Genomic DNA, 13,760 nt, shown 5'->3' with positions numbered 1-13,760 from the left:
TCAGTTTGGCGGGCGTTGGCCGCTCGGCTATCGTCACACTCCATGAATGCTTCCCTCCGTCTCGGCTGGCGCACGCTATGGCGCGATCTTCGCGCGGGCGAACTCCGGCTGCTCATCGTGGCCGTGCTGCTCGCCGTTGCGGCGCTGACCGCCGTCGGGTTCTTCGCCGACCGTCTCAAGGGGGGCCTCCAGCGCGATGCGCGCCAGTTGCTTGGGGGCGACGCGGTGCTCGCCAGCGACAACCCGACCCCCGCCGCCTTCATCGATCGCGCGCGTGCGCTGGGGCTGCAGACCACCACGAACTACGGCTTCCCGACCATGGCGCGTGCGAGCGATGCCCAGGGCGGTGCGACCAAGCTGGTGGCCCTCAAGGCGGTCACCGCTGGCTATCCCCTGCGCGGCAGCCTGCTCGTCAGCGGCGACACCACGTCGCCGGGGCAGTCGACGCGGGACATACCGGCGCCGGGCGACACCTGGGTCGATGGATCGCTCCTCGAAGCGCTCGGCCTGCAGGTCGGCGACACGCTGCTGCTCGGCGATGCCGGCCTGCGTATCGCGCAGGTGATCACCCTGGAGCCCGACCGCGGCGCCGGCTTCATGAGCTTCGCGCCGCGCGTGATGATCAACCAGGCCGATGTGCCTCGCACCGCTCTCGTGCAGCCGGCGAGTCGCGTGAGCTACCGGTTCGCGGTGGCGGGCGAACCGGCCGCGGTCAAGCGCTTCAACGACTGGGCGGCCGAGATCCTCAAGCGTGGCGAGGTACGCGGCGCGCGGCTCGAGTCCTTCGAGAGTGGCCGGCCCGAGATGCGCCAGACGCTGGACCGCGCCGAGAAGTTCCTGAACCTCGTCGCGCTGCTGGCCGCGCTGCTGTCGGCGGTGGCGGTGGCCCTGGCGGCGCGGGGCTTCGCGGCGCGGCATCTCGACGACTGCGCGATGCTGCGCGTGCTCGGGCAGAGCCAGCGCACGATCGCTGGCGCCTATGCCTTCGAGTTCGCCGTCGTCGGTGTGATCGCCAGCGTGCTTGGCGTCGCAATCGGCTTCGGCGTGCACTACGCCTTCGTGATGCTGCTGGCGGGGCTGGTCGAGAACTCGCTGCCCGCGCCCACCCTGTGGCCGGTGGCCTTCGGTCTCGGCGTCGGGCTCACGCTGCTTTTCGCCTTCGGCTTGCCGCCTGTGCTTCAGCTGTCGCGCGTGCCGCCGCTGCGGGTCATCCGCCGCGACGTCGGCAACCTGAAGCCGGCGTCGGTCGCGGTGCTCGCGGTGGGCGTGGCCGGGTTTGCGGCCTTGCTGGTCGCAGCGAGCAGCGACCTCAAGCTGGGGTTGATCGCGGTGGGCGGGTTTGCGGGGGCGGTGGCGGTCTTCGCGCTGCTGAGCTGGCTCGCGGTGCTGGTGCTTCGCCGCAGCGTCAACGAGACGACCGCGCCGCGCTGGCTGGTGCTTGCCACGCGGCAGATTTCGGCGCGGCCCGCGTATGCGGTGGTGCAGGTCAGCGCGCTGGCGGTTGGATTGCTGGCGCTGATCCTCCTCGTCCTGCTGCGCACCGATCTCGTGTCGAGCTGGCGCAAGGCCACGCCGCCTGACGCGCCAAACCGCTTCGTTATCAACGTGATGCCGGACCAGAGCGACGTGTTCCAGAAGACCCTGCGCGACGCGGGCGTCAAGAAGTTCGACTGGTATCCGATGATTCGCGGCCGGCTGGTCTCGGTCAACGGCAAGCCGGTCTCGCCGGACGACTACGCCGACGACCGCGCGAAGCGGCTGGTGGACCGCGAGTTCAACCTCAGCAACAGTGCCGAGGCGCCGCCGCACAACATGATCACCGCCGGCACATGGACGCCGGGTGCGGCTGGCGAAGTCAGCGTGGAGGAGGGTCTGGCCGAAACGCTCGGCCTGAAGCTCGGCGACACGCTGCGCTTCGACATCGGCGGGCTTCAGAACGATGCACGCATCACCTCGCTGCGCAAGGTGGACTGGGGTTCGATGCACGCGAACTTCTTCGTGATGTACACCGTGCCCGCGCTGGCCGACGTGCCGGTGACCTACATGGGCGCGTTCCGCGCGCCCGACGTGAAGGGCTTCGACAACGCGCTCGTGCGGACCTACCCCAACATCACCAACGTCGACATGAGCGCGACCATCGGGCAGGTGCAGCGCGTGCTGGACCAGGTGATCCGCGCGGTGGAGTTTCTCTTCGGCTTCACGCTGGCGGCGGGGCTGGTCGTTCTGTTCGCATCGGTCACCGCCACGCGCGAGGAACGTGCGCGCGAGTTCGCGGTGATGCGCGCGGTCGGTGCGCGCGGGAGCCTGCTGCGGCAGGTGCAGCGCGCGGAGCTTGCGGGCGTCGGGCTGATGGCGGGCTTTCTCGCGAGCATCGTGGCCTCGGTCATCGGCTGGGCGCTCGCGCGCTATGTGTTCGACTTCAGCTGGACCGCATCGCCGTTGGTGCCGATTGCTGGCGCGCTGTCGGGCGCGGTCCTCGCGCTGGCCGCTGGCTGGTGGGGGCTGCGCGAAGTGCTGCGCCGGCCGGTGGTTGCCACCTTGCGGCAGGCGGCGGAATAGCGGGCCGGGCTTCGATGGTCGCGTGCATCGAATTCGAGACCGAGCGCCTGCGCGCCCGGCGGTGGCGCGACGGCGACCGCGAGCCCTTCGCGGCGCTGAACGCCGATCCGCGCGTGATGGCGTTCTTCCCGGCGCCGCTCTCGCGCGCCGAAAGCGATGCCTTGGTCGATCGCATCGAGGCCGGCTTCGATGAACGCGGATGGGACCTCTGGGCGATGGAGGAGCGCGCGAGCGGCGCCTTCATCGGCTTCGTCGGGCTGAGTGTTCCAAGGCCCGACCTGCCGTGCTCGCCGTGCGTCGAGGTCGGATGGCGGCTGGCGCGCGCGTTCTGGGGGCGCGGCTATGCGACCGAGGCCGCGCGCGGGGCCTTGAGAGTGGGCTTCGAGCGTCTTGCTCTCCCGGAGATCGTGTCGTTCACGGCTGCGCGGAACCTGCCCTCGGAGGCGGTCATGAAGCGCCTCGGGATGGCTGCGGACGGGACCTTTGAACACCCGCGCATTGCTGTGGGGCATCCGCTTCGCTTGCATACGCTCTATCGGCTGACGCGAGAGGCGTGGCTTGATGAGGCGTAGGGGCGGCGTCTCCGGCACCGGATGGCTTCGCTTGCGAATGCGGACTCGTCTGGTTGTTCCCTTTTCGGGATGAGTCCATAAAGTCTGCACTCCGGCTGGCGATTCGCGAGAGTCTTATCGGGTCTGAACCGGACATCACATGGGTGCTTCGGGCCGGACGAGAAGGCGCCCCTGAGTTCTTCGCCAAGCGGGGTTTCAGCGCGTCGACGACTGCAATGGAGCGCCCGAGGCGTTGAGGATCGGAGGGACGTTTGAGCCCGTTGGCGATGACCACCAAGACACCGCTACGGTGTACGTTTTTCACGATCGCTCGATCGGCGAGTGTCGGTTGGCGACGTTGCGTTACGATGAATCCGGACTTTGTTGTGAGAAAACGGACATGAAGCCCTCTGAAGCATTGGCCTCGAACCGGGCCGCAATTCGGCACGTGGTCGAGTCTCACCGCGCCAGCAACGCTCGGGTGTTTGGCTCTGTGCTGCGCGGCGAGGATATGGAGGGCAGCGACCTCGACATCCTTATCGACCCGACGCCGGAGACGACGCTGATGGACGTTGCCGCGATACAGGTGGAACTTCAACGCCTTCTCGGCGTGTCGGTTGATGTGCTAACGCCCAAGGCATTGCCTGACGCTTTTCGCAGTCGAGTTCTCTCTGAGGCGGTGCGGGTATGACCAAGGCTTTGCGCGTCCCGGATTATCTTGACCACATCCTGAGGGCCCTCGAGCGCATTAACCGCTACACGGCGAACATGGACGAGGCGGCCTTTCTGAACAGCGAATTGGTTCAGGACGCCGTGATCCGCAACATCGAAATCATCGGCGAGGCATCGAACAACATTCTCCGAGTGGCCCCGGCGTTCGCCGCGCAGCACCACGACGTTCCTTGGCAGGTCATGTACACCATGCGAAATCGGGTCTCGCACGGCTATGACAAAGTGGATCTGGAGATCGTGTGGAAGACCACTCAGCGCGACCTGCCAGAACTTCACGCGCAGGTCACGGGGGTGCGCGCAACCTTCAAGGTGAATTAGTGCGTACCGCCCACGGGCGATGCGTGTCCGACCGCTCGTGGCGAGAGAAGCGGCTCGAAATGCCGGCGCCGGCCGATTCCTGCATACAGAAGGCGCCGCCGAAAGCGCAGTCGGGTCTCGGTTGAGCGAAAAAGCTCGCGGCGGCACGCGCAATCACGGCGCGCCGCGCGCCGCCATCGCTCACTTGCCGAACAACTTGGCCACGTGCTGCCACGTGCGCAGCATCAGGCCCGAGCGTTCCACATCGGCCTGCGCGATCAGCGGCGTTTCTCCGACCGGCTTGCCGTTCGAGGTCGCGATCACCTTGCCGATCACCGCACCCTTGGCCACCGGCGCCTGCAGGTCGGGCTTGACTTCCACTGAGGTCTGCACTTGCTGGCCGCGCGGCACGGTCAACGTCCATGGCGAGCCCAGGCCCGCGGCGACGGTGTCGGCCTTGCCGAAGCTCACCTTGGCCGTCGTGACGACCGTGTTCGGCTGGATGGGGGTGGCCTTCTCGAAGTTGCTGTAGCCCCATCCGAGGAGCTGGCGCGTCTGGTCGGCACGCGCCTGCGCGCTGTTGGTGTTGAGGATCACCGTGATCAGGCGCATGCCGTTGCGCTTGGAAGAAGTGACGAGGCAGTAGCCCGCGTCCTGTGTGTGGCCGGTCTTCAGGCCGTCGACCGTCGGATCGGTGTAGAGCAGCGCATTGCGATTGCCCTGCTTGATGTTGTTGTACTTGAACTCGCGCTCTGCGTAGATCGGGTAGTAGTCGGAACTGTCGCGGATGATCGCGCGCGCCAGGATCGCGAGGTCCCGTGCAGACGCCTTGTGGGCCGGGTCGGGCAGGCCCGTCGCGTTCACGAAATTCGTGTTGGTCATCCCGAGGCGCTTGGCTTCGGCATTCATGAGCTTGGCGAAGCCCTCTTCGGAGCCGGCCATGTGCTCGGCGATCGCCTTGGACGCGTCGTTGCCCGACTGGATGATGATGCCGCGCAGGATGTCGATCACCGTGGCCTGGCTGTTCAGCGGCAGGTACATGCACGACTCGGTGCTCGAGCCGCGGCACCAGGCGTTCTGGCTGACCGTGACCAGGTCGTCCTTCTTGAGCTTGCCCGAGCGAAGTGCCTGTTCGACCAGGAAGCTGGTCATCATCTTGGTCAGCGACGCCGGCGGCAGCGGTTCGTCGGGGTTGGATGACGCGAGCACTTCGCCGGAGTCGAAGTCCATCAGCAGCCATGCCTTGGCGGCGAGCGCCGGCGCACCGCCTGCCACGGCGGTTTGCCCAGGGGCCGCCGCCGGGGCAGGCGCTTCGGCCGCCGCGGGCTTCTTGGGAGCTGCATGCTTGGCAGTGTGAGGGGGGGCCGCGAAGGATGCCGAACTGGGAACCAGGGCGCCGGCGGCGATGGCGAAGGCGAGGGGGAGGATGGAGAAAGTCTTGGATTGCATGGGAATTCAGGAGGCAGGACGCAGGAGGCAGAACGCGATTGTCGCGGATCGAATGCGAACGCCGACTTCGATCGCGCATGAAGGATCGAAGATTGGAGCGGGAGTTCAGTTCGACAGCACCTCGTCCCGAAGCTGCGGAAACACTTTCGAGACTTTTGCCAGCAGGTAGTCGCCGTACTTGCCGCTGAAGGCGTGCACGTTCGCGCGGTCCCAGCGCAGGGCGCTGTCGTCCAGCGCCTGCGCGCCGGCCAGGCCTTCGATGCGCTGCACGCGGGCCTCGAAGTTGGGGTCGAAGAACAGCGGGAACGAAAGCCGATCGCGCCCCGACGTGTTGCGCGTCACGCGGTGCGGCGTCGACTTGTAGAGCCCGCCGGTCATGCGGTCGAGCATGTCGCCGATGTTGCAGACGAAAGAGTTTGCGACAGGCGGCGCCTCGATCCAGCCTTCGGGCGTGCGCACCTGCAGGCCGCCGACGTCGTCCTGATGCAGGATCGTGAGCAGGCCGTAGTCGGTGTGCTCGCCGACGCCCCAGTGCACGTCCATGCCCTCCGGCACGGGCTGCGTCGGGTAGTTGAAGATGCGGAAGAGGATCAGCGGGTCCGCGGTATAGCGCCGGGCGAAGTAATCGGTGGGCAAACCCAGGCTCTGCGCGATGCCTTCCATGAGCCGGTGTCCGAGTTGCGTGACCGCGTCCATGTAGGCGAGGATGGTTTCGCGCATGCCCGCGATCTCGGGAAACAGGTTCGGCCCGTGCACCGGCGTGCGTGCGCGCACCAGCGGGTGGTCCTCGGGCAGTTCGGTGCCGAGGTACAGCCCTTCCTTCCAGTCCGGCCGGCCCGAGGTCAGTTCGCCCGCGAGGGGGAAGTAGCCGCGCCACGCCCGGCCGCCGAGCGCCATGCGCCAGCGCATCTTGGTCGCTTCGTCCTCGGCGAAGAAGCGGCGGCTCAGGTCTTCGAGGCGCCTCACCAGCGCTGCGTCCACGCCATGGCCGACGACGTAGAAGAAGCCATGGGCGCGGCACGCGGCGCCGATCCGTGCCGCCACGTCGTCGCGGGCCGCGCCACCGGTGGCGAGCCCGGACACGTCGATGACCGGCAGGGGGCTGCCGCCAGGGGAAAGGGTCAAATCACGCATCCCGCGATGGTGCCGCAAGTCCTTGGGACAATGTCGCCCATGCAAATTCAGGAAAAACCGCCCTTCGACACGCCCTTCGAATGGATCGGCGGCGAGGAAAAAGTCCACGCGCTGGTGGAGCGCTTCTACGATCTGATGGACCTGGAGCCTGCCTACGCCCGCCTGCGCGCGGTGCACGGCACCTCGCTGGACAACGCGCGCCAGCGGCTCTTCTGGTTCCTTTGCGGATGGCTCGGCGGCCCGCAGCACTACACCGATCGCTTCGGCCACCCGATGCTCCGGGCGCGGCATCTGCCACAGAGCATCGGCGGCCACACCATCGGCATCAAGGAGCGCGACGAGTGGCTCGCCTGCATGGACCAGGCGATGGGCGAGACCGGTGTGCCGGAGGCTTTGCGCGAGCGCCTGCGCGGGTCGTTCTTCCAGACCGCGGACTGGATGCGCAACCGCAACGGATAAGGGCTACGGCGCTAGGTATTCCGCCGCGACGGCGCCAGCAGCACCACCAGCGCGCCCGCGCCGCCTTCGGCCGGCTTGGCCTGCACGAAGGCCAGCGTCTCGTTCTTCTGGATCAGCCAGCGCTGCACCTTGGCCTTGAGCACCGGCTGGCGGCCCGGGGAGCCCAGGCCCTTGCCGTGCACCACGCGCACGCAGCGCAGACCCTGCTTGTAGGCATCGCGGATGAAGGCGCCGAGCGCCTCGCGCGCCTCGTCGCTGCGCATGCCGTGCAGGTCGATCTGGCGCTGGATGGTCCACTCGCCCGCGCGCAGCTTGCGCGTCACGTCGGTGTTGATGCCGGGGCGGCGGAAGCTCATCGCGTCGTCGGCGTCGAGCAGCGTGGTGACATCGAACTCGTCGGAAAGCGATTCGCGCAGCACGCGCTGTTCGTCGAGTTGCTGCTGCACCGGGATCGGCGCGGGTGGTTCGGGCGCGAGGTGCACCGCGGCCTTGCGCCGCAAAGGCTGGGTGGCGCCGACGGCGCGTGCGAAGAGGTCCTGCTCGGCGGCGCGCTTCTTCTCGGCTGCGGCGCGGGCGATCGCCTCGGCGGCTTCGCGTTCGCGCTGCTGGGCAAGCGAGCGCTGCACGTCCTTGAGGTCGGCGAGGCTCTTCAGGTTCCTGGGTTTGGCGGGCATGCGTGCGGGGCGGGAGAAATCACTCAGACGGCCATGCTGACATCGATCGGGCAGCGCAGCGTCACCGCGGTGCCCGTGGTGCCGGAATGGATCTCCAGCGTGCCGCCGAGCCGCGACGCACGCGCCTGCATGTTGCCGAGGCCCATGCCGGCGAGGGTGCCGGCGGGCGCAGCCGATTCGTACACAAAGCCTCGGCCATTGTCGCGGATCGACAAAACCAGTTCCCCCTGACGGGCTTCGATGTGCACGCTGACCTGCGTCGCGTTGCTGTGCTTGATGACGTTCGCGAGCCCCTCCTGCACCACGCGCAGGAAGTCGAGCCCGCGCTTGCCGCCCAGCCTGCAGCCCTGCAGTCCTTCGAGGATCCAGCGGCATTCGATGTCCGCCGCTTCCAGCAGTCGTGTGCAGCGGTGGCGCAGCGGCGCCAGGCGCTCCGCGAGGTCGTCGGTGTCGTCGAAGGTGGAGCTTTCGATGATCAGGCGCAGGTCGTCGTTGACCTCGCGCAGCGCCCAGAGCGCGATGCCGTCCCGCGCATCTCCTCGATTGCCGAGCGTATTGATGTGGCTGCTCAGGGTCATGCCCAGGCCGTCGTGCAGATCGCGCACCAGGCTCAGGCGCTCGGCGAGGCGTGTCTGCTCCAGCTCCGTCTCGTGCTGCCGACGCATGACGTCGCCGAGCTCGTGCTTGGCCTGCGCGACGCGCTGCTGGAGTTCGACGTTGAAGTGCTCGACCAGCCGCATGCCCTTGACCATGCGCCATGTCAGCGTGAAGGCGATGCCCAGCATCGTTGCGCTCGCCGACATCGGGGCGTAGTAGATGCCGGTGGGCAGCCATTCGAAGAACACCAGTGTGTCGTGCACGCCGGCGGCCACCGGGACCAGCAGGCACAGCGAGAGGACCGCCGCCTCCATGCGCCGCGACTCGATGGCGTTGCGCATGATCAGTGCGATGCCGACGAAGTAGGTGGCCAGCGTCACCAGCACCGTGGCATCGCGCAGCGGTTCCTGCACCGACGACGGCGAAAGCACGAGCGTCGCAAGCCCGGCGGTCATGAAGACGAACACCGCGCGATGCGCCTTCCTGTTCGCGATCTCGCTGTAGGTCAGCGCGAACATGAGGAAGCATCCCGCGCTCGCGAACATCGCCAGATGATTGAGCCGCTGGAAGGCTTCGGTGCTGTCGAACGGCCACGGGCCGAGCGCGACGTTGTTGTACGAATAGAGCACCCACAGCAGCGAGAACAGGCTGAACCAGCCATAGGGCACTTCCTTGCGCCGGAAGAGCCAGAACATGCCGTAGAGCACGCCCATGCCGAGCGTGAGGCCGATGCCGAGCATCTGCATCGTGCGGCGCGTGAAGTTGGCCTCGCGGTACAGCGCGCGCACCGCATGCGGCTCGCCGATCGTCACGGCGCCGAGCGACGGCTGGTAGGGCGCGAGGCCCGAGACGCGCACCAGCAGTTCGTTGGCGCCGGGGCGCAGCAGCGGGGCGTCAAGCGTCCAGTAGCGCGGCAGGTTCCACGAGCGCGAGAGCGGTTCGACGAGGCTGCTGTCGCTTCCGATGAGGCTGCCGTTGAGGTACACCGCGCCGGCCATGTTGATGTATTCGATCATCAGGCCGACCGGGTTCGGCGGAACCCCGATCGCGGATTCGTTCCATCGCAGGCGATACCAGACGACGCCGTCGAAGCCGGGCCAGCGGGTGGTCCAGCTGTCGGGCAGCGTGACCGGCGTCCAACCTTCGGCGGGCGGCGATCCGGCGTCCCATGCGGAGCGCGCGGCCTCGACCTGCAGCCGTGGCGCCTGCGCGGCGGCAGGCGAGGGCAGGAGGAAGAAAGTCAGGAGCGCGAGCCACGCGAAGAGCGCGCCCGCCCGGAAGATCAGGGCAGCAGGCCTTGCGCCCGTGCGCTGTACACCGCGCCGGAACGGGACCGCACGGCGAGCTTGCGGTAGATGTTCTTGGCGTGGCATTCGACGGTGTTGATCGACAGAGTCAGGCTTTGGGCGATCTCGCGATTGCTGTGGCCCTGTGCGACCAGTCGCAGCACATCCATCTCGCGCTCGCTCAGTTCAGCGGTTGCCGCCGGAACCGGCGCGTGGGCGATGGTAGCAAGTGCCGTTGATGTCGGCTTCGGCGCGGCCATGAGCTTGAGGATGCGGCGGGCGATCACCGGATCGATCGGTGCACCGCCGCGCTGCATGCTGCCGAGGGAGAGTTCGAGCTCGGTGTCGCTGCCGTTCTTCAGCAGGTAGCCCACCGCGCCGCCGCGGATCGCCTGCAGCACGGTGGCGTCGTCGCCCAGGCTGGAGACCACCACCGCATCGACCTCGGGGGTGTGGGCCTGCATCCACGGCAGCAGGTCGAGCCCGCTGCCGTCGGGCAGGCCGACGTCGAGGAGGGCGAGGTCGTACTTCGTGCTGGCGAGCCGCTCGCGCGCTTCGGCGAGCGACCCGGCCATCGCGCAACGCGCGCGGGGCGCGGCCGCGGCGGCCACGCGCTCCAGGCGCTCGCGGACGGCGTGGTCGTCGTCGACGATCAGGATGTCTTCCACAATCAGTCCCGGCTTGTCATGGTGAATCAGGCATTCTGTCGCAACCGCGCGGACCGTGTTCACCGCCTACTTCGAGCAGGCCGTGCCCTGCTCGACTTCGACGCCCCGACGCCGAGCAATGCAGAGCGGCAGGCTCGGGATCAGGTCGGGCGAACTTTTGCAGATTTCTGCGAGTTGCCATCCCGGAATCCTGTGAGCTTCGCGAAGAAGTTCTCGATCGACGGCTGGTCAGATCAGCCCGCGCTCGGCCATCGAGAGCGTGTGGCCGCGGCCGACGACCATGTGGTCGAGCACCCGCACGTCGACGATCGCGAGGGCGCTCCTGAGCGTCTGGGTCAACAACTCGTCGGCGCGCGAGGGTTCGGTGCAACCGCTCGGGTGGTTGTGGGCCAGCACCACCGCGGCGGCGCCATGGTGCAGCGATCGGACCACCACCTCGCGCGGGTAGACGCTGGTCTGCGTCAGCGTGCCGCGGAAAAGCTCCTCCATCGCAATCAGGCGATGCCGCGCGTCCAGGAAGAGCGCCGCCAAGACCTCGTGCGGCTTGGCCGAGAGATGAAGCTGCAGGTATTGCTTCACGGCTTCCGGGGTATCGAACACCGGGCTCTCCTTCAGGCCCTCGGCCATGGCGCGTCGAGCCAGTTCGAGAACGGCGGCGAGCTCCGCGCGCTTGGCCGTGCCGCCGAGGCCCTTGATTCGCTTGAGATCGTCGAGCCCCGCATGCAGCAGCCCGGAGATGCCGCCGAACGCTTCGAGGAGCTCCTGCGCCAGCTGCAGCACGTTCTTGCCCCGGATGCCGGTGCGCAGCAGCAGGGCCACCAGCTCCGCGTCGGCGAGCGCGCCGGCACCGAATTCCATGAGCTTCTCGCGCGGCCGCGATTCCTCGATCAGGTCCTTGAATGACATGGCTTGCACGGGGTCGTGGCCCCTCTCCCTAAAATACGCCCTTCAGTCTATAGCGGCCTCCCACCTTGTCTTCGAACACCCAGCCCGCCGTCGTCACGGCCGGTTCCTTCCTCACCCTGCACTACCGCCTTGCCGGTCCTGCGGGCGACATCATCAACACCTTCAACGACAAGCCCGCCACGCTGTCACTGGGCACCGGGGAGCTTTCGCCCGCGGTCGAGCAGCGGCTGATCGGCCTGGAGGAGGGCACGCACGCCACCTTCGAATTGCCGGCCGGTGCGGCCTTCGGCGAACGCAATCCCGACATGCAGCAGTGGGTCGCGCGCAAGCTGCTTGCGCAGATGGGCGATCCGGACGAGCAGTACGCGGTCGGCGACGTGGTGCAGTTCCCGACGCCGGACGGCACTGGCAGCTACGCCGGCGCGGTGATCGAGTCGAACGAGACCGCGGTGCGCTTCGATTTCAACCATCCGCTCGCAGGTCAGCCGGTGACCTTCGAGGTCAAGCTGATCGGCGTGCTGTGAGCCGGGTCGAAGAAGTCATCCTGGCAGAGCCGCGCGGCTTCTGCGCGGGCGTGGATCGCGCGATCGAGATCGTCGAACGCGCCATCGCGAAGTTCGGCGCGCCGATCTACGTGCGCCACGAGATCGTTCACAACACCTTCGTGGTCAACGAGCTCAAGGCCAAGGGCGCGGTCTTCATCGAGGACCTCGGCGAAGTGCCGCCGGGTGCGACGCTGGTGTTCAGCGCGCATGGCGTCAGCAAGGCGGTGCAGGCCGAAGCGCGTGCGCGCGGCTTCGAGATCTTCGATGCCACCTGCCCGCTGGTGACCAAGGTCCACGTCGAGGTGGCGAAGCTGGCCAAGGAAGGCTACGAGTTCATCATGATCGGCCACAAGGGACATCCGGAAGTCGAAGGCACGATGGGCCAGCTCTCCAGCGGCATCCATCTGGTGGAGGACGTGGAAGACGTCGCGCGCGTGGCGCCTTCGCAGACGGAGAAGCTGGCAGTTGTCACGCAGACCACGCTGTCGGTCGACGATGCAGCCGAGATTTCCGCCGCGGTGCGCGCGCGCTTCCCCAAGGTGCGCGAGCCCAAGCAGCAGGACATCTGCTATGCGACGCAGAACCGCCAGGACGCGGTGAAGCTGCTCAGTCCGCAAGTGGATCTCGTGATCGTCGTCGGCAGCCCCACCAGTTCCAACAGCAACCGCCTGCGCGAACTGGCGCAGCGTCTGGGGACCGAGAGCTACATGGTCGATTCGGCCTCGGAACTCCGGCCCGAGTGGTTCGAAGGCAAGTCCCGAGTCGGCCTGACGGCGGGCGCTTCGGCGCCGGAGGTGCTGGTGCGCGAGGTGATCGATCGGATCAAGGCGCTCGGTGCGGTGTCGGTGCGCAAGATGAACGGCATCCAGGAGACGCTCAAGTTCCCGCTGCCCAAGGGGCTCAAGCTCGAAGACATTCCTGCGCCGGGGCATATCTCGTGACAGGCGGCGCGGTCGACTGGCGCGGGGACATCGAGGCGGCGGCCAAGCGTGCGCGCGAACGCGCACCGGGATTCCTGCGCGAGACGCCGCTCTGGAAGCTTGAGGGCGCCGCGCTGGGTCTCGCGGCTCGCAATGCCGAGGTCTGGTTGAAGCTGGAGCAGCTTCAGATCAGCGGCAGCTTCAAGGCACGGGGCATGATGAACCGGCTGCTGGCCCATGACATTCCGGCCAGTGGCGTGATCGTCGCTTCGGGCGGCAATGCAGGCATCGCGACGGCGGCTGCGGCGCAGGCGCTCGGGGTGCATTGCGAAGTCTTCCTGCCGAATGTGTCTTCCGAGGCCAAGCGTGCGCGGCTTCGTTCGCTGGGTGCGCAGGTGGTGGTCGGCGGCGATGCGTACGCCGATGCATTGGCCGCGTGCCTCGAGCGACAGCGCGAGACGGGCGCGTTGCTGACGCACGCCTATGACCAGCCCGAAGTCGTTGCAGGTGCCGGCACGTTGGGGCTCGAGATCGAACAGCAGGGCGGCACGCCGGATTCGGTGCTTGTCAGCGTCGGCGGTGGCGGTCTGATCGGCGGCCTGGCCGCGTGGTTCGAGGCACGCGCCCGCGTGGTGGCGCTGGAGCCCGAGCGTGCGCCGACGTTGTTCGAGGCGCGCAGGGCCGGCGAGCCGGTGGATGTCGAAGTCGGCGGCATCGCGGCCGACTCGCTCGGCGCGCGGCGCATCGGGAGCATTGCGTGGGACATCGCCCAGCGCCATATGCCCGAAGCGCTGCTGCTGACGGACGAAGCGATCCGCTCGGCGCAGCTCTGGCTTTGGAAGGAACTGAAGCTCGCCGTCGAACCGGCTGCAGCGCTGCCGCTGGCGGCGCTGCAGAGCGGCACCTATGTTCCGCGCGACGGCGAGAAGCTTTGCCTCATCGTCTGCGGCGCGAACGTGGATCCCGCCACGCTCGCCTGAAGG

The 13,760-nt window shown here is 67.7% G+C and carries 14 protein-coding genes; 8 read left to right on the top strand and 6 right to left on the bottom strand.

Annotation, left to right across the window (positions count from 1 at the left end; genetic code table 11):
* Window positions 1-42: 42 nt before the first annotated feature.
* The 4 genes from BLW05_RS14825 (at window position 43) to BLW05_RS14810 (ending at window position 4,160) form a co-directional block, all read left to right on the top strand.
* The gene (locus BLW05_RS14825) at window positions 43-2,559 is read left to right on the top strand and encodes an ABC transporter permease (protein ID WP_093163640.1); all 2,517 of its coding nucleotides are present in this window, start codon (window positions 43-45) and stop codon (window positions 2,557-2,559) included.
* Window positions 2,560-2,573: 14 nt separating this feature from the next.
* The gene (locus BLW05_RS14820) at window positions 2,574-3,131 is read left to right on the top strand and encodes a GNAT family N-acetyltransferase (RefSeq protein WP_093163638.1); all 558 of its coding nucleotides are present in this window, start codon (window positions 2,574-2,576) and stop codon (window positions 3,129-3,131) included.
* Window positions 3,132-3,510: 379 nt separating this feature from the next.
* The gene (locus BLW05_RS14815) at window positions 3,511-3,801 is read left to right on the top strand and encodes a nucleotidyltransferase family protein (RefSeq protein ID WP_093164065.1); all 291 of its coding nucleotides are present in this window, start codon (window positions 3,511-3,513) and stop codon (window positions 3,799-3,801) included.
* Window positions 3,798-4,160 carry a HepT-like ribonuclease domain-containing protein gene (locus BLW05_RS14810; protein WP_093163637.1) on the top strand — a complete coding sequence of 121 codons (363 nt, stop codon included), beginning with the start codon at window positions 3,798-3,800 and terminating at the stop codon, window positions 4,158-4,160. Before BLW05_RS14815 ends, BLW05_RS14810 begins: the two co-directional genes overlap by 4 nt.
* A 180-nt stretch (window positions 4,161-4,340) precedes the next feature.
* On the opposite strand, the gene BLW05_RS14805 is transcribed toward BLW05_RS14810, so the two are convergent.
* Together BLW05_RS14805 and BLW05_RS14800 are read right to left on the bottom strand one after the other, a co-directional pair.
* The gene (locus BLW05_RS14805; RefSeq protein WP_093163635.1) at window positions 4,341-5,588 is read right to left on the bottom strand and encodes a D-alanyl-D-alanine carboxypeptidase family protein; all 1,248 of its coding nucleotides are present in this window, start codon (window positions 5,586-5,588) and stop codon (window positions 4,341-4,343) included.
* A 105-nt stretch (window positions 5,589-5,693) separates the two neighbouring features.
* On the bottom strand, window positions 5,694-6,713 hold the full coding sequence (locus BLW05_RS14800) for an isopenicillin N synthase family dioxygenase (protein WP_256330314.1): 1,020 nt from the start codon (window positions 6,711-6,713) through the stop codon (window positions 5,694-5,696).
* Window positions 6,714-6,761: 48 nt separating this feature from the next.
* Between BLW05_RS14800 and BLW05_RS14795 the strand changes: the two genes are divergently transcribed.
* Complete coding sequence (locus BLW05_RS14795; RefSeq protein ID WP_093164063.1) at window positions 6,762-7,181, top strand: group II truncated hemoglobin; 420 nt, start codon at window positions 6,762-6,764, stop codon at window positions 7,179-7,181.
* A gap of 11 nt (window positions 7,182-7,192) precedes the next feature.
* Here BLW05_RS14795 and BLW05_RS14790 read toward each other — a convergent pair whose 3' ends face one another.
* The 4 genes from BLW05_RS14790 to radC all read right to left on the bottom strand — a co-directional run bounded on the left by BLW05_RS14790 (window position 7,193) and on the right by radC (window position 11,312).
* Window positions 7,193-7,855 carry a Smr/MutS family protein gene (locus BLW05_RS14790; RefSeq protein WP_093163632.1) on the bottom strand — a complete coding sequence of 221 codons (663 nt, stop codon included), beginning with the start codon at window positions 7,853-7,855 and terminating at the stop codon, window positions 7,193-7,195.
* A gap of 23 nt (window positions 7,856-7,878) precedes the next feature.
* Window positions 7,879-9,825: a sensor histidine kinase gene (locus tag BLW05_RS14785; RefSeq protein WP_093163630.1), complete on the bottom strand. Its 1,947-nt coding sequence runs from the start codon at window positions 9,823-9,825 to the stop codon at window positions 7,879-7,881.
* Window positions 9,735-10,469: a response regulator transcription factor gene (locus tag BLW05_RS14780; RefSeq protein WP_256330313.1), complete on the bottom strand. Its 735-nt coding sequence runs from the start codon at window positions 10,467-10,469 to the stop codon at window positions 9,735-9,737. The genes BLW05_RS14785 and BLW05_RS14780 overlap by 91 nt, the downstream gene beginning before the upstream one ends.
* 165 nt (window positions 10,470-10,634) lie before the next feature.
* On the bottom strand, window positions 10,635-11,312 hold the full coding sequence (gene radC / locus BLW05_RS14775; protein ID WP_093163629.1) for a RadC family protein: 678 nt from the start codon (window positions 11,310-11,312) through the stop codon (window positions 10,635-10,637).
* Window positions 11,313-11,377: 65 nt separating this feature from the next.
* Here radC and BLW05_RS14770 point away from each other — a divergent pair, with 65 nt between their 5' ends.
* From BLW05_RS14770 to BLW05_RS14760, 3 genes are read left to right on the top strand one after another with little or no spacing between them, the layout of a single operon-like run.
* Window positions 11,378-11,836, top strand: a complete 459-nt coding sequence (locus tag BLW05_RS14770; RefSeq protein ID WP_093163628.1) for an FKBP-type peptidyl-prolyl cis-trans isomerase — start codon at window positions 11,378-11,380, stop codon at window positions 11,834-11,836.
* Window positions 11,833-12,798, top strand: a complete 966-nt coding sequence (gene ispH / locus BLW05_RS14765; RefSeq protein ID WP_093163626.1) for a 4-hydroxy-3-methylbut-2-enyl diphosphate reductase — start codon at window positions 11,833-11,835, stop codon at window positions 12,796-12,798. The genes BLW05_RS14770 and ispH overlap by 4 nt, the downstream gene beginning before the upstream one ends.
* Window positions 12,799-12,827: 29 nt before the next feature.
* Window positions 12,828-13,757 carry a threonine/serine dehydratase gene (locus tag BLW05_RS14760; protein ID WP_256330336.1) on the top strand — a complete coding sequence of 310 codons (930 nt, stop codon included), beginning with the start codon at window positions 12,828-12,830 and terminating at the stop codon, window positions 13,755-13,757.
* Window positions 13,758-13,760: the final 3 nt, after the last annotated feature.

This window comes from Variovorax sp. YR216 (genome assembly GCF_900107745.1).
GTDB lineage: Bacteria > Pseudomonadota > Gammaproteobacteria > Burkholderiales > Burkholderiaceae_C > Variovorax.
The sequence above is the reverse complement of the archived record's forward strand: the minus strand, read 5'-3'. Positions and strand labels throughout refer to the sequence as shown.